Consider the following 21,223-nt stretch of genomic DNA (forward strand, 5'->3'; position numbering starts at 1 on the left):
TGGCCGCCTGCCGCTCTGCCCGTTGTGATAAGACCTACGCGAAGAGCGCCTTGTGGACTGAGTTCCCCCGGCGAGGCAGCCGAGCAGGCCAGGGCGCTCTAGCAGCAGTTGGCGGTGGCTGGCTCGCCGTGAGGATGTGCGTGTCGGTTCAGGAGCCGGCGGTTCATCCGGGTCTGGGACTGGCGGCCCCGCCAAGCGCCTGCTGGGCGCCGGGGTGGCCGCCGTCAACCTCGGGCGGCCGGTGGCCTTCGCAGACCTCGATGCGGTAGCGGCGGCCGTTCGGCGCTCGCCAGGAACCGCGCCAGGCTACCGGTTCGGGGGCAGTAGATCGGGCCTTCCTCGCCGATGGTGGCGTTGGACTCAGTGGAGAAGCCTTCGTAGGGGCGGAGGTGCAACCCTGGGCCCGGTGGTCACTGGAGCGCGACCAGGATCGGGATCAGGCCGGTCCCGGTGCCGAGCGGCTGCAAAGCCTTGCCGAGGGTCGCGCCGAACGCCCTCGACGGGTCGGTCGCCTTCATGGCGTGCCCGATGGTGGCCGACGTCGTGAGAAGGTCGCCGACGTCGATGGGCCCGTAGCCGGCGTCGACGTGGCAGTAGACCTTGCCGGACAGGGCCACCGGTGTCCGGCGTCGTCCGTGGCGGCTGTCCATGACGATGCCCGAGCGGAGGCTGCCGGCGCCGGAGACCACGCCGGCGACCCGGCGGTCGTACGTCTCGGTGCAGGGGCGGACCCGGCCTCCCTCGCCGATCGTCATCACCGATCCAGGGTCGATCCCGTCGGGTCCGTCGGCGTCGAAGTCCTCGGCGCAGTCGGCTCCGGCCAGCCTGATGTCGCCCGACCCGCCGTCGAGGTGGATCTTCACCTTTCCGTCCGCTCCCCAGATGCGCAGGTCCGCCTCGGGGCCCGGTACGCCACCGCTGGGGCCCAGGTCGAGCAGGGCGTGCTGGGCCTCGAACTTGAACACCGTGACGCCGGCCGCGTTGGTGGCGATGATCAGCTGGCGCCCGCCGTCCAGGTGAATCTTGGACGCTCCGTCGTCCCCCCGGACGCGGAGATCCCCCTCGTTGCCCTGGGCGCCGAGGTCGAGCACGGCCGCCTGGGAATCGAACTTGAACACCTGCCGGCCCTGGCCGTCGACGATGGTCACCTGGCCGGAGAACTGCTCTGACATCTCTGCCTCCTCGTCTCGGCCCCCGTTGTGCCGAAGGATGGACGCCGCCGCGACCGTCAGATGCCCACGACGGCCGAGCCGAGGTTGTCGGCGAACCGCCTCACCAGCCGGGCAGGGATCGTTCCCCCGAGGACGTCCATGATCGTTCCGGTGCTCACCGGGTTCCGGTCCGGGCACTCGGGATTGACGTACTCGTCCGCGTTCCCGAGCATGTGCCCGAACTCGTGGGCGGCGACGTCCCCGCCGTCTGTGGTGTGCCAGGTCGTCATGTTCGTCTGGCCAGGGCCCCTGCGGACCCGCACCGTGTGGTGCTCGCCGCTGGTGACCCAGAGGACCTCGAAGGCCAGCGGGCAGGTGAGCTCGCCCTGGCGGCCGCATCCGTGCCGGTCGTTCCAGCTGCTCTCGATCCCGTCCCGCCAGGTACTCCGCAGTGTGTTCATCTCGGCGGTGGAGATGCCGGCGTCGGGGACCAGGCGGATGCGGACCCGGATGTGGGTCCAGGTCTGCTCGAAGGCCGCGGTCCATCCGTAGATGCACTCGCTCCGCTCGATGGAGTGCTGCTTGCGGGCCAGGGACTCCAGCCTGGTCCGGAGCGAGACCGAGCTCGGGATGGGAGGCCCGGGGAAGATGTCGTCCTTCACCGAGTAGGCGCCGGCCACCCCGCCGTACTTCCGGGCGACGCCCTCGAGGCTGAGGTCCCTCACCGCCCTCGCCCCCCCTCGCCCCGGGCGCGTCCCACCATCTGGCGCAGGGGCCGGTTCGCCACCATGGCGCTCCGGGCGATGCGGGCATCCTGCCCGTGGCGCTGCTCCTCGTCGGCGAGGAAGTACATCGTCGCCTCGTTCCCGCGGAGGCCGATCTTGACCCAGCCGACGGTCGAGTCGGGAAGGAAGCGTGCCTCGGCCCGGGTCACCATGCTGTCGAGCGACGACGCCACCTCCTGGAGCAGCTGACGTGTCTCGGAGGGATCGAGCCGCACGGCCGGTTCGCCGGGCGCCTCCAGGCTGCCGTCGCCGGCTAGCTTCAGGTTCTCGCCGCCGCCGCCCGCCATGCCGGGAATGCCACCCAACACCCCGTAGACCACCGTGACGTCCCCGGTCAGCTCGTCTCGGGCGAGCAGGTCACGGAACTCGCTGATGAGCTGGGCCTCGGATCCTTCAGTCATTGGCGCACCTACTTTCCCGGACTTACCGTCGTCGTAGTGCGCGGATCGCTACCCTGTGGGGTATTGAGCACGCCCGGCCCAACCGTGGTCAAGGGGAAGCTTCGAGCGGCGACACCCCAGGCTGGAGCTGCCCCGCGGCCCCAACAAGGAGCCGGCCAGCATCATCGCCGCCCAGCTCCGCCATGCCGGCGGCGGCGCCCTCGCCCAGCGGGTCTACATCCACCAGCTCTCCCAGACCGCATCCCGGGTGGCCGGGCTGATCGAGGGCGTGTTCGGCCCGGCAGCGCGGGATGGGCGGGCGGTGTCGGCGGCGCGTCGGGTGGAGGGAAACCGGAGCGTCGAACCCGGCCTGATCGGACGGCCAGTAGCGGCAGTTTCGCGCTCAGAGGGGTTGTGGCAGGGACAGGATTCGAACCTGTGTAGGCAATGCCGGCGATTTTGCAGGTCGCACCGCCGTCACCCCGCCGGTCCCGTCCCATCCCTACCTGTTCTCGACAATAGCTTGTGACGTGCATAAGCAGCCTGTCGACAATCTCCGCCGTGCCTCGGCGTCCCTGCTTGTTCCACCCCGTCCCGCGCGGCCCAGCGTCGGGCGGAGGGAAGGCGGAGGGAAATCTCCGTCGACGCCTGATCGAGCTCCGTACCGACGAGGGCAGCGGGCTGGCCCATGAATCACTCTCCCCCGCCCACATGGGACGCCCATCGGGCGGTCCGAACCTCCACCATCACGCTTGGGCCGACTGCCGCAGCACGCCGGTTCGTTTCTTGACCCGCTTGTGGTGCTGTCGGTGGCACGCGGATGCAACGCGCCCGCCGCAGGCTGGTCGACGGCCGCCCGCACGACCCGGTTGGGAATCAGTCGTGCTGATCGTCGTGATGGGGTGGGTGTTGGTGATCGCGGGAACCCTCACGGGGCTCATCGGCCGGCTGTCAGCAGCCTGGCTGGCCGTAGTTCCCACAGCAGCCGGATCGGCTGCGGAGCTTCCTCCAGTTGTTCGCCAGCGCGAGCCGGGTCCTGGTGGGAAATGGCGCGTCGTAGGCGCTGAAGTTGGTGAAGAAGGCCTTTCCGGTTGACCGTGCCATGGTGATCGCGACCTTTCTCAACTGGGGGTCGACGCCGCGGGTGTTGTCGGCGGCATGGACCAGCGTGTTCCTGAGCAGCCCGGTTGCCGGCTGCCACCAAGACGGTACCCGTTCGCAGGATCGCATGGCCCCTACAGAACGTGTCGCCGGAAGCGGGCTGCGCCTGCTACGCCACTGCGGCGTCACGTGGCAGACTCCCCGGACCGCGAGACCGCGAGGTCGCTCACCGCGTTTGGTGGCGTCGAGCCGTCCAGGCCGTGACTGGTCGGGGTGCTGACACCGTGGCACCCCGGGCAGTGCCGGATGGACGGCCTACAACGATAGGGCCATCCGCCCCTACCGGTCGGTGTTGTCGGGGTGCTTCTTGAAGCCGGATGAGGTTGTGAGCGATGGGGGGCCGCGGAGATGTGGCGGTCATCTGTGGAAGAGCGGCTATTGTTCGCCGGTGCCCGTCTGCTAGTCGCCTGCGTCGACGAGATCACCACCTGCAGACGGCAGGACGTATGAGTGCGCAAAGAGGTCACATACACCGATCCTGGCCGCTCCGCTGGTTCGCTTGTGCGAGCGGCACCCGCGCCGCCGCAATGGATCGAACCCAGTCACCAGGTCCGTAGCCCACCCAGCACCCCTCCCCCACCTGTCCTTGCCACCCGTGGTGTCTCCGTCGGTCCCGCAGTCGACGACAAACCGCGCACAGACGATCCGGGTTGCGCCAGCAGCCGGGCGGCTCCGGTGGCGGAGCGGGATGCCTTGCTTCCTGGGGGACCGCCTTAGCAGATGACGTGGATCAGGCCGATCAGGGCGCCCTTGGCCTGATTCCAGACCGGGATCATCTCGGGTGTCGGCAGCAACTCCACCTGGCAGCGACGGCGCTTGAAGAGGGCAGCCGCCTCCGCTCACCTTGCAGAACATCAAGTAGAGCAGTCGTAGGGTCATGCAGCGATCATCGCGCGGCCCGGTGGCGTCTCCACGAACTGGCAAGTTAGCGCCACAACCGACTTCCTGGCACCCACAGGTGCCCCGCTCAGCCTTCTACGCTTGGGCCTCCAGGCGCGAGCTGAGGCGTCACCGGCCGCGCGTGAGGGCCAGGTTGGTTGCCGATCCAAGCGATCCACGCCCACTCCCGCGGCGTCTACGGCGCACCACCCGTCACCGCCGAGCTCGGATCGGTGTCGGCTGGGTAACGGTCGGCTTGCCCAGTGCCCCAGAGCCACGCTTGTCAGACCGCCTGCCAAGTGCTCACCGCCGAGTGCCCGCTACCAGCGGGTGTAGAAGAGGACCTCGATGGCCACCGCCTGGGCGAGTAGGAGACCCGCGACCAGGGGCAGGCTGACGCGCCAGCGCAGCAGCTGGCGCACGGCCACCACCACTGCGAACGGGACCAGGAACTGCCACATCCGCTCGACCTCGCCGCGGGTGTGGCCCCAGCAGGCGGCGGTGAGCAGGCTGGCCAGCGTGGCCGCCTCGAACGACCCCCAGGCCCGCTCCCGCGCGGCGTCGCGGAGCCGTACGACCAGGGCGGCGGCTAGCGGGAAGCCAAGGATGGCGGCGAACGCCACCAAGTCGGCGAAGGCCCACACCCACCAGATGCGCTGCTGGGTGCCCGGCGCGGTGCTCCAGAAGCGCTGTACCGCCGGGACGGCTGCGACCACGTCGTAGCCGGTGGCGGACCACAGCGCCCCGGCCAGCCCGAGCACCACGGCCGTGGTGGCGGCCGCCCAGCGCAGCACCCAGCCCCAGCCGTCGGCGGCCCGGACGGCCAGGGCGCGCACGGCCAGGAACGGCAGCACCAGGGCGGCCGCGAAGGTCAGCATCGAGGCCAGCCACAGCAGCACCCCGCCGGCCACCGTCCACCACCAGGAGCGGCGCCGCAGCCCCCGGTCGGCGGCCAGGGCGCCGCCGGCGAGCACCGGCGCCCACATCGCGTCGGCCGAGGTGGCCACGTACAGCACGGTGACCGGGGCCAGGGCCCAGCAGGCGACCGCCCAGCGCTCCCCCACCTCGCCCAGCTCGTCGCGGGCCAGGCCGGCTACCACCAGCAGACCGAGGCAGCCGGCGACGACGGTGGCCAGCGCGGCCCCGTCTAGGCCGGGCCAGACCCGGTCGACCAGCACGTAGAACACGGTCGCGAAGGGCGGGTGCACGGCGGCGTAGTCGGGCAACGAGGATAGCCGGGCCGGGAACTCGCCGAGGAAGGTCGGGATCGGGCCCACCTGGTCGACCGCGTCCGGGTATTCGCCGATGAAGGCCAGCGGCGCCGCCCAGGCCGCCGGCCCGCCGGCCAGCGCGGCCACGGCCAGGGTGAGCACTAGGACGGCGGCCATCGAGCCGGCCAGCCGCAGTGCCCGCGGCGGCCCGCTCACCAGGGCGAGCCTGACCAGGCCGGCGGCGGCCAGCAGGGCCAGTGGCAGGGCGACCACGGTGGCCGGGCCGTCCAGCCCTGGCGACCAGAACAGGTAGGAGGGCCAGCTGTAGTACCAGGGCCAGCTCGGCACCGAGAACGGCACCCGGCCAAAGCCGCGCATGCTGAAGGTGCCGAGCACGCCGACGGTCACCAGGCAGGCCGCGGCGACGGCGGTGGCCGGCAGCAGCGGGCCGCGGGCGGCGCGTCGCGCCTGTCCGGCCGGGGCGGGAGGGCGGGTGTCGGACGGCTTCACGATGCCAGTCGGACAGCTTCGGCGAGAGTGGCCGCTTCGTTGGGGACAGGTAGGAGCACAGACGGCTTCACGAGGTCGCTCCTTTGAGCCGCTCGACCAGACAAACGCAAGACGTTAGCAGACAGGGCCAAGAGGACCACTGCTTCATCGCTATCCAAAGAGGCGCGACTGCCGAGGGCAGGCGGCAACTGCTGCCTTCACGGTCTGGATGGCGTGGGCAGGCCGTTGCTCGCACAACCTACGCCCGAGCCGGCTTTGCGGTGGCCGCGCCGGTCGGCGAGGCGGCTACTCTTCAGAAAGGCGAACGGCGACCGGGTCATGGCCCGTCAGGTCCGTGCCGGGGCCGGCATGTGGACCACCGGGTCACGCCACAAATAGACCCCGTCGACCGGGGTAGGCGGCCGGCCCAGCAGGTCGGTCAGGAAGCACAGCATGGTCGCTTGGTGCTCCATCGGGCCGACGATGATCGTGTCCACGCCCCAACCGGCCAGGTTGGCTGCCAGCGCCCGGCGCCTGCCCCCGACCAGCCGCGGCGCCGGCTGGCCCCGCTGGATCGCCCCGAACGCCCTGGTGGCCGAGTTGGGGTTGGAGTCGAAACGGGGCCGCCCATCGGGAGTTGGTCCGATAACGTAGCCGCCGGGCATGCGGAACCACATGCCGGCCTCGGCTTGCCAGGTCATCGCCTTGGCGGCCCGGCGGTTGGCGAAGGGCAGAACCAGGGCCACACCCCCTTCCGGCAGCCGGCGCACGGCGCCGGTGGCGAAGAACGGTGGCGTGTCGGCCTTGCTGGCCGGGACCGGCCCGGCGGGCAGCAGGGGGGCCAGGGCCGCCACGGCCACAGCGACCGCGGCCAGCCGCCGCCAGCCGCCGCCCTTCCAGACCGCGTCCAGGAACACGGCGAGCAGCAGCCCGGCGAACAGCGCCGTGTACATCGCCAACCGGCTCGGGATCAGGCTGGCGATCACCGGCAGTTGGTGGAACGGCGCCCAGGGCAGTCCGATCGTGGTCGCCCGCCCGCCCACATGGAGATATGGGCCCATGGAGAAGACCGCCGCAAGCAGGACCATCACCGCCCCGACCCGCACCACTGGTCGGCGCCACCACCGGACGACCAGCGCGACCAGCACAAGCAGGAGCGGCACGCCCAGATAGGCGGCGTTGCCGCCGGCGAACTGGCGGACCTGTTCGGCGCTGCGCTGGGAGGAGAGGAGCTGAGGGGAGCCGGGGGTCACGTAGCCAAGCAGGTCGTTGGAGTAGTTGGTCTTGGTGATGTCGCCCTCGATGCGCTGCGGGCCGGCGAACTGGACTGAGAGCGGCTTGGCGGCGATCGCGCCGCCGACCACCGCGGCCAGCGCGAAGGCGAGCAGCGCGTGTACCACCCGGCGCCACTCCAAGCTCGCCCTCGGGTTGGTCGCCACGAGCACCAGCAAGAGCAGCACCCCGAACAGAACGGTCGCGGCCAGCAGCTCCTCGCCGATGAGGAGCTGGCAGCCGGCCATCAGCCCGAGGAGCGGCCCGACCAGCCAGGGCGGGCGGCGCTGGCGGACCAGGATCTCGTCAACCGCGAGCAGCATCAATGGGACCAGGAAGGCGAACGAGATGTGCGGGTGGTTGCTCTGGCCCAGCATCACCGGGGAAAACCCGAAGACCAAACCGCCGACGGCCGCGGCCAGGTGCCCAGAAACGTAGCGCCGGATCGCCAGGTAGGCTGCCCAGGCCGAGAGCCCGTTGGCCAGCACGAGCACCACGTTGAAGGTCAGCACCGGCCCCCACCGCGACGTCAGCGGCGAGAGCAGGTACCCGAGCAGCGGCAGCGAGGCGTTCCACATCAGGTTGACGCCGCCCGGGATGTTCAGGTGGTCGCTGAAGAGGAGCTGGCGGCCGTGGTTGACGGCGAAGGGGATCCAGCGCAGGAACCAGATGATGATGGCCGCGTCGCCGTCGGCGCCCCCCACCGTGGTTGTGGTCGGTGACGACCAGGCCGGAGCGTACCGCAGCATCGCCAGCCCGAGGAAGGCCAGCAGAAACAGCGGCGGCGGCCACGCGGTGCGCAGTCGGTTGAGAAGGGTCGGAGAGGTTCGAGATGTCGGTGCGTGCGCCGACGCGGTGGCTTCCTGGGCGACCTTTGCTGGGTCTATTGTTCCGGCACCCTTGCAACGCAGATCACCGACTGGCCGAAGGGGGGGTCAAATCGCCGCTCGGAGACGCGGACCAGCGGCACGATGACCCGGTCGTACAGCTTGACCAGCGTGGGCGTTGGCCGGCCCCTGCCACCCATTCGCACCGCCGCCCACCACGCCAACCCGCCTAGCAGGTTCACGGGCTTGAGCATCGTCACTTGGAGCCCTGCAGCCTCGACGGCTTGGCGGAGCATCTCAGGGGTATAGCGACGAACATGGCCGACGGCACGGTCGAACTCGCCGTACAGCGACGGATAGCCTGGCACGAGCAGGACCACGTTGCCGCCTGCGGCCACTGTCGAACCCATGGCTTTCAGGGCACGCACGTCCTCCTCAAGGTGTTCGAGAACGTTGATGGCGACGACCGAGTCCACCGGCGGATCGACCTTCACCTCCCCGAGGAGGTCGAGAGCTCGCACCTCGACCTCGGGCCGGCTGCTGAGCCGAGCGCGGAGCGACCACAGGCAGAAGGGATCGCTGTCGGTCACCACCAGCCGCTTTCGCCCGGTCAGCTGAGCCGTGAAGTCCCCAAGACCGGCGCCAACCTCAAGCACCGAATCGCCGAGGTGGGGCTCGATCAAGCCGAAAAGGTAGCGGCGGTAGCGGACTGCCTCGCTGAGGTCCTCCAGACCGAGGGTATGGATCGTGCCCCTACTGCCTTCGGCCGCGTCGAGTGCTCCAGCGGCGTCGGGGGCCAGCGGCGACAACGGCCCGACCGCTTTGGGCGCAGACCGGAACCGATAGCGGAGCACTGCGCCCGCGGCCCGCAAGCCGTCGCTGAAGTGGAGCTGCTTGCCTTGGCTGTAGGTGCGGGCCCGGTAGGAGATCGGCACCTCGTAAATGACCAAGCCCTTGCGCCAGAAATGCGCGGTGAGTTCCATCTCGACGGTAAAGGTCTTCGCTGTTAGCGTGAGCCCTTCCAACGCTTTGCGGGTGAAGACTTTGTAGCCGGTATACACATCCGACAGATAGCGGTTGAACAGCACATTGACGGTCACATTCAGCAGACGGTTAGCCATCCGGTGTGTGTAGGACAGCCCCGCAGCGCTGCCCTTGAAGCGCGAGCCGTAGACGACCTCGAACTCCCCGTCGAGGATCGGCTGGATGAGCGCAGGCAGCTCGGCCGGGTCGTACTCAAGGTCGGCGTCCTGGATGCAAAGGATGTCGCCGGTGGCCGCCTCCAGCCCGGTCCTGACCGCCGCTCCCTTGCCCTGGTTACGCTCGTGCACGATCAGCTGGATGTCGTCGCGGGGTGGCGGGTTGAGCAGGTAGCGGCCGACGTCGGTCGAACCGTCGTCGACGAAGATCAGCTCGGTCTCCACACCCAAGGCCGCGAAGTCCACGGCGAGCAGGCGCTGGATCACCGTCGGGAGGGCACGCAGCTCGTTGTGGAACGGTACGACGACCGACAACCTCACCCCACGAGCCTTTCCCCGTATAATGGCAAAATCGGGCGTAGGATATCACTTGCGCAGAGCAGGCTCTGGCCGCATCAGGCCAACCGCTATCCTGCTCGACAATGAACGGCTCTTCCGGCGCGACCGCCGCGGCGATCGACGCCGCGCCGTCCCGACGCGCCGAGCTGGCCGACGGCGAGCATCCGAGCAGCGCCCTGGCCCGGTGGAGACTGAACGTGGTCGCCCATCTTGCTGGCCGAGGATGGCCTGACCGCGCACGCACTGCGCGGCATCGTGACCGGCCTGTGCTACGGCGAGCGGTCGCGCACGTGGCATCTGTGGCTAGACGGCCGGACGTCCTCGCAACTCGGCGGCATCAATCGCCCGCCGCCGCACCTCCTCGCGGGGGACCTCGACCCATGGCAGCCAACAAACTACCGGCCAGCATCATCGCGCCCAACTGCGCCACGCCGACGGCGGCGCGCTCGCCCAACGGGTGTACATCCACCAGCTGCCCCAGACCGCGCCCCGCTTGGCTGGGGTGATCGAAGCAGTGTTCGCCCCGAAGCGCATGCTGGGCGGGCGGTATCGGCTGGGCGTCGGGCGGAGGGAAGCCAGCCTTCGAGCCCGACTTGACTGGGCGGCCCGCAACCGTATTGCTGCTGGTCAGGGGCTATGTGGCAGGGACAGGATTCGAACCTGTGTAGGCAATGCCGGCGATTTTACAGACCGCTCCCTTTGGCCGCTCGGGCACCCTGCCGGACCGAGGGCGGATGATACCGGCCCCCGGAGCGTCCCAACAACCGGGTGGGGGTCAGGCTTCCAGCTCGAACCAGACCACATGGCCGGGGCGGTCCGGCTCGGGGGAGGAGTCCCAGACGAGGGCCAGGGTGTCGAACAGCTCGAGGCTGCGGCCGGCAACCGAGACCGGGCGGGCGCCGTCGCGGTCGAGCGGCAGCGGGGCGCCGCCGTCGTGGACCTCGACGTGGAGCACGTGGGGGCGGAAGGCGATGGTCACCTGGAAGGCGCGGACGGTCTCGCAGGCCTCGCTGTGCAGCAGCGGGTTGGTGATGGCCTCGTCGACCAGGAGCCGGGCCGCCTCGTAGAGCTCGGTGTCGCGCAGCAGGGTGGCGGCCACGAACCGCCGGGCGTCGGCCACGTCCTCGAAGCCGCCGGTGAACTGCCGCGAGAACCCCACACCCACCTCCCCTGAGCGAACGGAGTGGAACGACTACCCGGGTTTGTCCCCCATCAACCGCCCTGCGCGACCCGGCTGTCTGCTAGCGTCCCCGAGGATCTCGAGGAAGGAGGATGCCGTGGCCGACTCCTCGTTCGACGTCGTCGCCAAGGTCGACCGTCAGGAGGTCGACAACGCCGTCAACCAGGCAAGGAAGGAGCTGTCGCAGCGCTTCGACTTCAAGAACACCGGCACCTCGCTGGCCTGGGCGGGTGAGGGGGTGGTGATCGTCTCCAAGACCGACCAGCGGGCCCTGGCCGCTCTCGACGTGTTCAAGGAGAAGCTGGTGAAGCGGTCGGTGTCGCTCAAGGCGCTGACCTCCTCGGAGCCGCGGCCTGCGGGCGGCGGGACCTACCGGGTGGAGTGCTCGTTCCTCCAGGGCATCCCCGAGGACAAGGCCAAGGCGCTGGCCAAGACCATCCGCCAGTCCGGGCTCAAGGTGCAGGCCCAGGTCCAGGGCGACCAGCTGCGGGTCACGGGCAAGAGCAAGAACGACCTCCAGCAGGCGATCGCCCTGCTCAAGGAGCGCGACGAGGGGCTGCCGCTGCGCTTCACCAACTATCGTTGAGGGATCTGGCCGGGGGGTGTCGATTCCGACGCGGGCCGCTCGTCGGTTGCATAGAGGGCGGCGAACCGCGCCGCCCCGGTCCCGGGGAGGGAGCATGCAGTACGCACTGCTGATCTACGCGAGCGAGCAGGAATGGGCCAGCCAGACCGAGGAGGAGTCCCAGGCCCAGTTCCAGGAGTACATGGCCTTCACCAAGGACATCGTAGACCGCGGCATCTACAAGGGCGGCGAGGCCCTGCAGCCGACCGCCACCGCGACCACCGTGCAGGTGCGCGACGGCGAGCGGCTAACCACCGACGGGCCGTTCGCCGAGACCAAGGAGCAGCTCGGCGGGTTCTACGTGGTCGAGGCCAAGGACCTGGACGAGGCGATCGAGATCGCGGCCAGGATCCCCGACGTCCGGCGCGGGTCGATCGAGGTCCGGCCGGTCATGGAGACGGGCATGCCGTCCTGAGGACGAGAATCCGGGGGTGAGGGTGGCCGAGGAGACCCGCGCGCTGGTCGAGCGGGTGTTCCGGGAGGAGTCAGGGCAGGCCGTGGCCACCCTCATCCGCCTCCTCGGCGACTTCGACCTGGCCGAGGAGGCCGTCCAGGAGGCCTTCCTGGTCGCCGTCGAGCGCTGGCCGGGCGGCGGCGTGCCCGACCGGCCCGGGGCCTGGATCACCACCACCGCCCGTAACAAGGCCATCGACCGGCTCCGCCGCGAGCGCGGCCTGGCCGAGCGCCGGGCCACCCTGGCCCTGCTCGAGGCCGACCGCGGCCAGGACAGCGAGATGCACACCATTGCCGACGACCGGCTGCGGCTGATCTTCACCTGCTGCCACCCGGCCCTCTCGCCCGAGGCCCGGGTCGCCCTCACCCTGCGCACCCTCGGGGGCCTCTCGACCCCCGAGATCGCCCGCGCCTTCCTGGTCCCGGAGGCGACCATGGCCCAGCGGCTGGTCCGGGCCAAGGGCAAGATCCGCGACGCCGCCATCCCCTACCGGGTGCCGCCCGACCACCTGCTGCCGGAGCGGCTCGGGTCGGTGCTGGCCGTGCTCTACCTGATCTTCAACGAGGGGTACGCGGCCACCGCCGGCGACGCCCTGGTCCGCCGCGAGCTGTGCGCCGAGGCGCTGCGCCTCGGCCAGGTCCTGGCCGGGCTGATGCCCGACGAGGGCGAGGCCCTGGGGCTGCTGGCCCTGCTGCTGCTGCACGACGCCCGCCGCGAGGGGCGGGTCGGGCCGGGCGGCGAGCTGGTGCTGCTGGAGGACCAGGACCGGGCCCGCTGGGACAAGGCCAAGATCCACGAGGGGGTCGGCCTGCTCGACCGGGCGATCCGCCGCGGCCCGCCCGGGCCCTACCAGCTCCAGGCCTGCATCGCCGCCCTGCACGCGGTCGCGCCGACGGCCGCGGCCACCGACTGGCGGCGCATCGCCGTCCTCTACGATCAGCTCATGGCGCTGAACCCCTCGCCGGTGGTCGCCCTCAACCGGGCGGTGGCGGTGGCCATGCGGGACGGCCCGGCGGCCGGCCTGGCCCTGATGGACGACCTGGCCGCGTCCGGCGACCTGGACGGCTACCACCTCCTCCACGCCGGCCGGGCCGACCTGCTGCGCCGCCTGGGCCGGGCCCCGGAGGCGGCGGCCGCCTACCGCCGGGCCCTGGAGCTGGCCGCCAACCCGGTCGAGCGGGCCTTCCTCACCCGCCGCCTGGCCGAGCTCGACCCGGCCTGACCCCATGCCCGACCGGCTCGACCGACGCCTCGGCCTGGCCGACGCGGTGGTGCTCGGGCTCGGGTCGATGCTGGGGGCGGGGGTGTTCTCGGCCGTCGGGCCGGCGGCGGGAGCGGCCGGGAGCTGGCTGCTCGCCGGTCTGGTGGTGGCCGGGCTGGTGGCCTACGCGAACGCCACCTCGTCGGCGGCGCTGGCCGCGGTCTACCCGGAGTCGGGCGGGGCCTACGTGTACGGCCGGCGGCGGCTGGGGCCGTTCTGGGGGTTCCTGGCCGGATGGGCGTTCCTGGGCGGGAAGCTGGCCAGCTGCGCCGCCATGGCCCTGACCCTCGGCAGCTACCTGGCGCCGGGGCTGGCCCGGCCGGTGGCCCTGGGCGGGCTGGCCGCGGCCACCGTGGCCAACTACCGCGGGGTGGCCAGGACGGCGGCCGCGACCCGGGTCGTGGTCGTGCTGGTGCTGGCGGCGCTGGCCGTGGCTGTGGCCGGGATGCTGCTGGGCGGCCAGGCGGCGCCGGCCAACCTGGCCGGGCCGGGGGGCTGGCCCGGCCCGCACGGGGTGCTCCAGGCGGCCGGGCTGCTGTTCTTCGCCTTCGCCGGCTACGCCAGGATCGCCACCCTCGGCGAGGAGGTGGCCGACCCGGCCCGCACCATCCCCCGAGCCGTCCCCCTGGCCCTCGGGATCGTCCTGGCCGTCTACCTGGTCGTGGCCACGGCCGCCCTGCTCGCGGTGGGGCCGGCGGCGCTGGCCGCGGCCGCCGCCCCCCTGGCCGACGCCGTCGCCGCCGGGCGCCTGGCCGAGCTGGCCCCGGTCGTGCGGGCCGGGGCGGCGGTGGCCTCGTTCGGGGTGCTGCTGTCGCTGCAGGCGGGGCTGAGCCGCACCGGGTTCGCCATGGCCGCCAACCGCGACCTGCCCCACGTCCTGGCCGCCGTCCATCCCCGCCACCGGGTGCCGCACCGGGCCGAGCTGGCCGTGGCCGCCCTGGTGGCCGCCGCCGTCCTGGCCGTCGACCTGCGCGGCGCCATCGGGTTCAGCTCGACCCTGGTGCTGGTCTACTACGCCGTGGCCAACGCCGCCGCCTGGACCCTCGGCCCAGGCGAGCGGCGACGGCCGCGCTGGCTGGCCGGGACGGGGCTGGCCGGCTGCCTGCTGCTGGCGGCCAGCCTGCCCGCGGCGTCCCTGCTGGCCGGCGCGGCCATGCTCGCCGTGGGGACGGTCGTGTGGGCCGTCCGGCGGGCCCGCGGTCAGCCGTCGTAGGCCATGCGCTCCAGCCGCTCGACCCGCTCGGCGGTGCCCGGGTGGGTCGAGAAGAGGCGGCCGACGCCGACGCCGCCCCTGAACGGGTTGGAGATGAACAGGTGGGCGGTGGACGGGTTGGTGGTCGCCGGCGGAGTGCCGCGCGAGTAGGCCTCGATCTTGCGCAGGGCGCTGGCCAGCGCGCGCGGGTCGTGGGTGAGCCGGGCCCCGGTGGCGTCGGCGCCGAACTCGCGGCTGCGCGAGATCGCCATCTGGATCAGCATGGCCGCGATCGGGGCCAGGATGACCATGAGCAGCGCGGCGATCGGGTTGCCGCCCTCGTCGTCGTCGCCCATGGGGACGAAGATGGCCAGGTGCGCGACCCAGGTGATGACCGCCCCGATGGTGGCGGCCACCGAGGAGATCAGGATGTCGCGGTTCTGGACGTGCGACAGCTCGTGGGCGAGCACGCCCTCCAGCTCGCGTCGGTCGAGGATGGGCAGGATGCCCTGGGTGACCGCGACGGCGGCGTGCTGGGGGTTGCGGCCGGTGGCGAAGGCGTTGGGCTGCGGGCTGGGCGAGACGTACAGCCGCGGCATGGGGATCCCGGCCCTGTCGGCCAGCCCCTTGACGATCTGGTACAGCTCGGGGAACTGGGCCTCGGTGACGGGCACCGCCCGGGCGGCGCGGATGGCGATCTTGTCCGAGTAGAAGTAGGCGATGCCGTTCATCGCCACGGCGACGATCAGCATGATCGTGATCCAGTTGCCGCCGAGCAGCGAGCCGATGAACAGCAGCAGGCCGCTCAGGCCGGCCAGCAGCAGCGTGGTCTTGAGGTAGTTCCTGCCGGTCATGCTTCTTGGCTCCTGTGCCTGCAAGGCGCCCGACTGCGGCCGGGACGAACCGGTCAAGTCGAAGTCTCGCCGCCAAAGGACGTGGCCCGAGCCCCGGCCGCGCAGGCTGCGGCGTGCTGACGGAGCGTCGGAGGGCTACTCCCCTCGACCTGACATCCCGCAGTGTACGTCGGGCGGATTCAAGGTCGTGTAAGGACCGCCCACCCCTTCCTGGACGGGTCCGGCCTCCACCCGGGGGAGGACGGCAAGGTCGTCCCGGGGGGCGACGGCGGCGGCGGGGGTCGCTGGTAAGGTGCGCGCGAGGGAGGACGGCCAGGGGGAGGGGAGCCGGAGGGAGGAAGGTGCTCGAGCTGCAGGGGCTGTCCCGCCGCTACGGCGACGTCGTCGCCCTTGAGGACCTGTCGTTCACGGTCCGCGAGGGGCAGATGTTCGGGTTCGTCGGGCCGAACGGCGCCGGGAAGACCACCACCATGCGGATCGTGCTCGGGGTGCTGCAGGCCGACCGGGGCGAGGTCCGCTGGCGGGGCCGGCCGGTCGACGCCGAGACCCGCCGCCGCTTCGGCTACATGCCGGAGGAGCGCGGCCTGTACCCCAAGATGCGGGTACGCGACCAGCTGGAGTACTTCGCGCGCCTGCACGGCCTGTCGGCCGGGGACGCGGCGAACGCGGCCGGCTACTGGATCGAGCGGCTGGGGGTGGCCGAGCGGGCCGGCGACCGGGTGGAGCAGCTGTCGCTCGGCAACCAGCAGCGGGTGCAGCTGGCCGCCGCCCTGGTCCACAACCCCGAGGTCCTGGTCCTGGACGAGCCGTTCTCGGGGCTGGACCCGGTCGGGGTCGACGTGCTGGCCGAGGTGCTGGCCGACCGGGCGAACGACGGCATCCCGGTGATCTTCTCCAGCCACCAGCTGGAGCTGGTCGAGCGGCTGTGCGAGGCGGTCGCGATCATCAACCACGGCCGCCTGGTCGCCGCCGGGCCGGTCGAGGAGCTGCGGGCCGGCGGCGGCGAGCGCCGCTGGCAGGTGGAGGTGGCCGACACGGCCGGCGACTGGGTGGCCGGCCTGGAGGGGGTGACGGTGCTGGAGAAACACAACGGGCGGGTGGTGCTGGCCGTCGACGGCGACGAGCAGCGGGTGCTCGACGCGGCCAGGGGCGCCGGTCGCGTGACCCTGTTCGGCGCCGTCCAGCCGACCCTGGCCCAGCTCTTCCGGCAGGCGGTACAGGAATGAGGACGCCACGCACGAGCACCTACGACGGCATCAAGCTGACGGCCAGGAGAGAGCTGGTCGAGCGGACCAAGCGCGACCGCTCGTTCCTCATCTCCACCCTGATCACCCTGGCCATCCTGGTCGCGATCATCTTCGTGCCCAAGTTGTTGGGGTCCGACGACCCGGAAGAGTTCGACGTCGGGCTGGTCGGCGCGGCCTCCCAGCCGCTCGGCCAGGCGCTCACCGCCCAGGGTGAGGCGGCCGGAGTCCGCATCCGGACGCGGCAGCCGGCCGCCGCGGCCGAGGCCGAGGCGGCCGTGCGCGACGACGGCCTCGACCTGGCCGTGATCGACGGGCGCGAGCTGGTGGCCAAGGCCGAGGTCGACGAGCAGCTCAACCTGCTCGTGCAGGCGGCCTCGGGGGCGGTCCGGGCCCAGCAGACCCTCCAGGCGGCCGGCGTCGAGCCGGGCGAGATCCAGGCCGCCCTGGCCCCTCCCCCGCTGCCCGTGCGCAGCCTGGAGCCGGTCGACGAGGACGCCCGCTCCAAGCGGACGATCGCCACCGTGGCCGTGTTCCTCCTCTACGGGCAGCTCATCGGCTACTGCTTCGCCGTCTCGATGGGCGTGGTCGAGGAGAAGTCGACCCGGGTGGTCGAGGTGCTGCTGGCCACCGTCCGGCCGGTGCAGCTGCTGGCCGGCAAGATCATCGGCATCGGCCTGGTCGGCCTGCTCCAGCTGGCCGTCATCGGCGCGGTCGGGCTGGCCGTGGCCGTGGCCAGCAACGCCATCACCCTGCCGCCGGACGCGGCCGGGACGATCGGCTCGGTGCTGCTGTGGTTCCTGCTCGGCTACGCGTTCTACTCGAGCATGTTCGCGGTGGCCGGGGCGATCGTGTCCCGCCAGGAGGAGCTCCAGAACACCGCCGCCCCGCTGAACCTCCTCATGATCGCGTCGTTCTTCGTCGCCTTCTCGAGCTCGGTGGGCGGCGGGGACTCGACCCTGGCCAAGGTGTCGTCGTTCCTTCCCCCGGTCGCCCCGCTGGTCATGCCGGTCCGGATCGCCGGCGGGGACGCCGCCCTGTGGGAGATCGGCCTGTCGCTGGCCATCATGCTGGTGTCCACCGTGGCCGTGGTCGTGCTGGCCGCCCGCCTGTACGAGGGGGCGATCCTGCGCACGGGGGCGCGGGTGAAGCTCCGCGACGCCTGGCGCGGCGCCCGCCGCCAGCCCGCCGCCGGCCGCGCCTGACGGCGGTGCTCAGTCCTGGTCGTCGAGCAGGCCGGCGTCGTGGGCCAGCAGGGCGATCTGGACGCGGTTGTTGAGGTCCAGCTTGGTGAGGATGCTCGAGACGTGGGTCTTGACGGTGGGGACGCTGAGGTAGAGCACGGCGCCGATCTCGGCGTTGGAGCGGCCCTGGCCGACGGCGACGGCGACCTCGCGCTCGCGGTCGTTCAGCAGGGCCAGGCGTTCCCGGGCCCGGGTGCGGCGGTCGTGGTCGGCCCCGGCGACCCGGGAGATGAGCCGCCGGGTCACGGCCGGGGACAGCACCGGCAGGCCCTGGGCGACCCGGCGGACGGCGTCCACGATCTCGGCCGGCGGGGTGTCCTTGAGGACGAACCCGGCCGCGCCGGCGCGCAGGGCCCGCAGGACGTGCTCGTCGGCGTCGAAGGTGGTCAGGATGATGACCTCCGGCGCGTTGCGGCGGGCCCGCAGGGCCTCGGTGGCGGCCAGGCCGTCCATGGCCGGCATCCGGATGTCCATCAGGACCACGTCGGGCCGGTGCCGGTCGACCATGGCCGGGACCTGGGCGCCGTCGCCCGCCTCGCCGACCACGCGCAGGTCGGGGGCGCCGCCCAGCATCATCATCAGGCCGGCGCGGACCAGCGGGTCGTCGTCGACGACGAGCACGCCGATGGGCTGGGGCCCGGACGCGGTCATGGTGGCCAGGGTAGCCATGCCGCCAGCCGCCAGCCGCCCCCGCCGGTCGGCCCGTGCTCCAGCCGCCCGTTGGCCAGGGCGACCCGCTCGGCCAGCCCGACCAGCCCCTGCCCGGCCCCGGGGTCGTCCGCGGGCCCGGGGCCGGGGGCGGGGGCGGGCACCGGCTGGTTGCGGACCTCGACCGTGAGGCCGTTGCCGGGCGACCCGGCCAGGTGGACGAGCACCTGGGCGCCGGAGGCGTGCTTGCGGGCGTTGGTCAGGGCCTCCTGCACGACCCGGTAGGCGGTGCGGCCGGCCAGGTCGGGGACGGCGCCGCAGGTCTCGTCGCGCAGGGCGACCCGCATCCCGGCCCGGCCCGACTCGGCGACGAGCTGGGCGACGTCGGCGAGGGTCGGCTGGGGCAGCTCGCCGACCGGGGCGCGCAGGACGCCGATGACCTCACGCAGGTCCTGGAGCGCCTGGTGGGCGTTCTCCCGGATCACCGTGGCGGCGCGGGCGACCTCCTCGGCGGGGGCGTCGGGCCGGAACTCGAGCGCGCCGGCGTGGACGCTCAGCAGCGACAGCCGGTGGCCGAGCACGTCGTGCATCTCCCGGGCGATCTCGTCCCGGGCGCGCTGCTGGGCCTGCTCGGCCCGCAGCTGCGCCTCGGTCTCGGCCCGGACCGCCCGGTCGCGCAGCGACTCCACGAGCTGGCGCCGGAAGTGGATGAACAGGCCCCAGCCGACCACGGCTCCCTGGATGATCACGCCGACCAGGAACAGGATCAGGCTCGGGGTCCCGGGCTCGGGCCGGAGCACGGCGTAGACCAGCGCGGCCAGGACGCTCAGGGCGAAGACGGCCGCCGTGGTCCGCGGCGGCCGGTGGATCGCCACCGTGAACAGCCCGACCACCATGGCCCCGGCGACGGTCTCCGAGAAGGTCGCCAGGGCGATCAGGAAGAGGGCGAGGCCGACCGGCCAGCGGCGGCGCAGCCACACCGCGGCGCAGCCGACCGCCCCGGCGGCCACGTCGACGGTGAACAGCCAGCCCGGCCCGGGTGGTGTCGGCGACTCCAGCCACCCACCCACGGCCAGGAGCGCGAAGATCACCGCGAACAGGAACAGCAGGCTGTCCACGACCCAGTCCCGCGGGCGGCGCCGGGGCGCCGGCCCGGCCAGGGTGATCGCCGGAGCGTCCATCCTCGCAGCCTACCGGCCCCGGGGCCGCGACCAGCGGCCACGGGCCGCCGACCATACCGAAGTCGCCGCGTCCGGTACTTCCGTCGGCCGTGGCGTCCCGGGCGGCGACGGCGGTCGGCCCGGAAGGTCCCGAGGCCGGCCGCCGCGTAGGGCGATGGCGCCTACGGACCCGCGAGCAGGGTCGAGACGGGGGCGTACTGGACCAGGAGGTTGGGGAGGACGCCGAGGACCAGGACGCCGGCCGCGGCCAGGACGACGGCGGCGCCGACGCCGGGAGCGACGGGCTGGAGGGCGGGTTCGGGGGCGCCCTCGGGTGGGCTGCCGAGCCAGAGGCTGCGGGCGACCCCGGCGTAGTAGAACAAGGCGACCACGGTCATGACGGCCATGAACACGACCAGCAGCTGCAGGGTCAGGGTGTCGCCGTTGATGGCCGATTTGAAGACCACGAACTTGGCGTACCAGCCGGCGGCCGGGGGGATGCCGGCCAGCGAGAAGAGGAACAGGGTCATGGCCGCCCCGAGGGCCGGGGCGCGGCGGGCCAGGCCGGCGTAGTCGGCGATCAGGTTGGACGGCTGGCGCTGGCTGACCAGGGTGACGACGGCGAATGCGCCCAGGTTGGTGAAGGCGTAGATCAGCAGATAGACGAGCACGGCCTGGAAGGCCTCCTCGCGGACCTCGGGGTTGGCCGAGGCGCCGGCCGCGAAGGGGACCAGCATGTAGCCGGCCTGGGCGACCGAGGAGTAGGCGAGCAGCCGGACCATGTTGGTCTGGGCCAGGGCGATGACGTTGCCGAGCAGCATGGTGAAGGCGGCCAGCACGGCGAAGGCCGGCGCCCAGTAGCGGGCGTAGGACGGGAAGGCCACGAACGTCACCTGGAGGAGGCCGGCGAACCCGGCCGCCTTGGAGGCGACCGACAGGTAGGCGGCCACCGGGACCGGGGAGCCCTCGTAGGTGTCGGGGGCCCAGAAGTGGAACGGGGCCGCCGACACCTTGAAGGCGAAGCCGGTGATGACCAGGAACACGCTCATCACGGCGGCCGGCTCGTCGCCCAGCTGGGCCAGGCGCTCGGCGATGGGGCCGAGCTGGAGCGAGCCGGTGAAGCCGTAGACCAGGCTCATGCCGAACAGCATGACCGCGGTCGATAGGACCCCGATGAGCAGGAACTTGAGCGCGCCCTCGTTGCCGCGGGCGTCGCCTTTGCGGAAGCCGGCGGCGATGAAGCCGGTGGCCGAGACGATCTCGAGCGACAGGAACAGCATGAGGAGATCTCGCGAGGACGGCATCAGCAGCATGCCGACGAAGCTGGACAGGACCAGGAAGTAGAACTCGCCCTGGTAGGCGGTGCCGGCGTCGACGTAGCGCTGGCTCATCAGCAGGACCAGCAGCAGCGAGCCCAGGAACAGGCCCTTGAACAGCAGGGCGTAGTTGTCGACCACGAACGACCCGCCGAAGGTGCTCCGCGTGCCCCCGCCGACCAGGCTGGCCAGGGCGACCCCGGCGGCCACGGTGCCGGCGATGGACAGCCAGCTGGCGACCACCTTGGCCCGCTCCACGAACAGGTCGACCACCAGCACCAGCAGGGCGGTGCCGGCCAGGACCAGCTCGGGAAGGATGGCGTGGAAGTCGATGGCCACGGTCAGGGTCTCC

General features: G+C 72.0%; 17 protein-coding genes and 2 tRNA genes. 6 read left to right on the plus strand and 13 right to left on the minus strand.

Annotated elements, in window-relative coordinates:
- Window positions 1-410: 410 nt before the first annotated feature.
- From VF468_31500 to VF468_31540, 9 genes are all read right to left on the minus strand, one after another.
- The gene (locus tag VF468_31500) at window positions 411-1,172 is read right to left on the minus strand and encodes a hypothetical protein (protein HEX5882813.1); all 762 of its coding nucleotides are present in this window, start codon (window positions 1,170-1,172) and stop codon (window positions 411-413) included.
- Between the two features lie 56 nt (window positions 1,173-1,228).
- Complete coding sequence (locus VF468_31505) at window positions 1,229-1,876, minus strand: hypothetical protein (protein ID HEX5882814.1); 648 nt, start codon at window positions 1,874-1,876, stop codon at window positions 1,229-1,231.
- Entirely contained in the window at window positions 1,873-2,337 is a 465-nt protein-coding gene (locus VF468_31510; protein ID HEX5882815.1) for a hypothetical protein, read from the minus strand. The genes VF468_31505 and VF468_31510 overlap by 4 nt, the downstream gene beginning before the upstream one ends.
- Window positions 2,338-2,731: 394 nt before the next feature.
- Window positions 2,732-2,803: transfer RNA gene (locus VF468_31515), tRNA-Cys, on the minus strand.
- 1,873 nt (window positions 2,804-4,676) lie between these two features.
- On the minus strand, window positions 4,677-6,077 hold the full coding sequence (locus VF468_31520) for a hypothetical protein (GenBank protein HEX5882816.1): 1,401 nt from the start codon (window positions 6,075-6,077) through the stop codon (window positions 4,677-4,679).
- A gap of 326 nt (window positions 6,078-6,403) precedes the next feature.
- Window positions 6,404-8,032, minus strand: a complete 1,629-nt coding sequence (locus VF468_31525) for a hypothetical protein (GenBank protein ID HEX5882817.1) — start codon at window positions 8,030-8,032, stop codon at window positions 6,404-6,406.
- 179 nt (window positions 8,033-8,211) lie between these two features.
- Window positions 8,212-9,675: a glycosyltransferase gene (locus VF468_31530; GenBank protein ID HEX5882818.1), complete on the minus strand. Its 1,464-nt coding sequence runs from the start codon at window positions 9,673-9,675 to the stop codon at window positions 8,212-8,214.
- Window positions 9,676-10,332: 657 nt separating this feature from the next.
- A tRNA-Tyr gene (locus tag VF468_31535) sits at window positions 10,333-10,414 on the minus strand.
- 54 nt (window positions 10,415-10,468) lie between these two features.
- A complete protein-coding gene (locus tag VF468_31540) occupies window positions 10,469-10,852 on the minus strand; it encodes an ATP-binding protein (protein ID HEX5882819.1) in 384 nt (127 codons plus the stop codon).
- A gap of 118 nt (window positions 10,853-10,970) precedes the next feature.
- Here VF468_31540 and VF468_31545 point away from each other — a divergent pair, with 118 nt between their 5' ends.
- The 4 genes from VF468_31545 to VF468_31560 all read left to right on the plus strand — a co-directional run bounded on the left by VF468_31545 (window position 10,971) and on the right by VF468_31560 (window position 14,426).
- The gene (locus tag VF468_31545) at window positions 10,971-11,459 is read left to right on the plus strand and encodes a YajQ family cyclic di-GMP-binding protein (GenBank protein ID HEX5882820.1); all 489 of its coding nucleotides are present in this window, start codon (window positions 10,971-10,973) and stop codon (window positions 11,457-11,459) included.
- 94 nt (window positions 11,460-11,553) lie between these two features.
- Complete coding sequence (locus VF468_31550) at window positions 11,554-11,913, plus strand: YciI family protein (protein HEX5882821.1); 360 nt, start codon at window positions 11,554-11,556, stop codon at window positions 11,911-11,913.
- Window positions 11,914-11,935: 22 nt separating this feature from the next.
- Window positions 11,936-13,174, plus strand: coding sequence for an RNA polymerase sigma factor (locus VF468_31555; GenBank protein HEX5882822.1), 1,239 nt, complete (start codon window positions 11,936-11,938; stop codon window positions 13,172-13,174).
- A 4-nt stretch (window positions 13,175-13,178) separates the two neighbouring features.
- Window positions 13,179-14,426: an APC family permease gene (locus VF468_31560; GenBank protein HEX5882823.1), complete on the plus strand. Its 1,248-nt coding sequence runs from the start codon at window positions 13,179-13,181 to the stop codon at window positions 14,424-14,426.
- On the opposite strand, the gene VF468_31565 is transcribed toward VF468_31560, so the two are convergent.
- Window positions 14,414-15,259, minus strand: a complete 846-nt coding sequence (locus tag VF468_31565; GenBank protein HEX5882824.1) for a zinc metalloprotease HtpX — start codon at window positions 15,257-15,259, stop codon at window positions 14,414-14,416. The genes VF468_31560 and VF468_31565 overlap by 13 nt on opposite strands.
- Window positions 15,260-15,600: 341 nt before the next feature.
- Between VF468_31565 and VF468_31570 the strand changes: the two genes are divergently transcribed.
- Entirely contained in the window at window positions 15,601-16,485 is an 885-nt protein-coding gene (locus VF468_31570; GenBank protein HEX5882825.1) for an ATP-binding cassette domain-containing protein, read from the plus strand.
- Window positions 16,482-17,708: an ABC transporter permease gene (locus tag VF468_31575; protein HEX5882826.1), complete on the plus strand. Its 1,227-nt coding sequence runs from the start codon at window positions 16,482-16,484 to the stop codon at window positions 17,706-17,708. Before VF468_31570 ends, VF468_31575 begins: the two co-directional genes overlap by 4 nt.
- 9 nt (window positions 17,709-17,717) lie before the next feature.
- On the opposite strand, the gene VF468_31580 is transcribed toward VF468_31575, so the two are convergent.
- The 3 genes from VF468_31580 to VF468_31590 form a co-directional block, all read right to left on the minus strand.
- On the minus strand, window positions 17,718-18,398 hold the full coding sequence (locus tag VF468_31580; protein HEX5882827.1) for a response regulator transcription factor: 681 nt from the start codon (window positions 18,396-18,398) through the stop codon (window positions 17,718-17,720).
- Entirely contained in the window at window positions 18,395-19,576 is a 1,182-nt protein-coding gene (locus VF468_31585) for a histidine kinase (GenBank protein HEX5882828.1), read from the minus strand. The genes VF468_31580 and VF468_31585 overlap by 4 nt, the downstream gene beginning before the upstream one ends.
- A gap of 161 nt (window positions 19,577-19,737) precedes the next feature.
- Entirely contained in the window at window positions 19,738-21,210 is a 1,473-nt protein-coding gene (locus VF468_31590) for an NADH-quinone oxidoreductase subunit N (protein ID HEX5882829.1), read from the minus strand.
- Window positions 21,211-21,223 lie beyond the last annotated feature (13 nt).

It is taken from the genome of Actinomycetota bacterium (genome assembly GCA_036280995.1).
In the GTDB taxonomy this organism is placed as follows: domain Bacteria; phylum Actinomycetota; class CALGFH01; order CALGFH01; family CALGFH01; genus CALGFH01.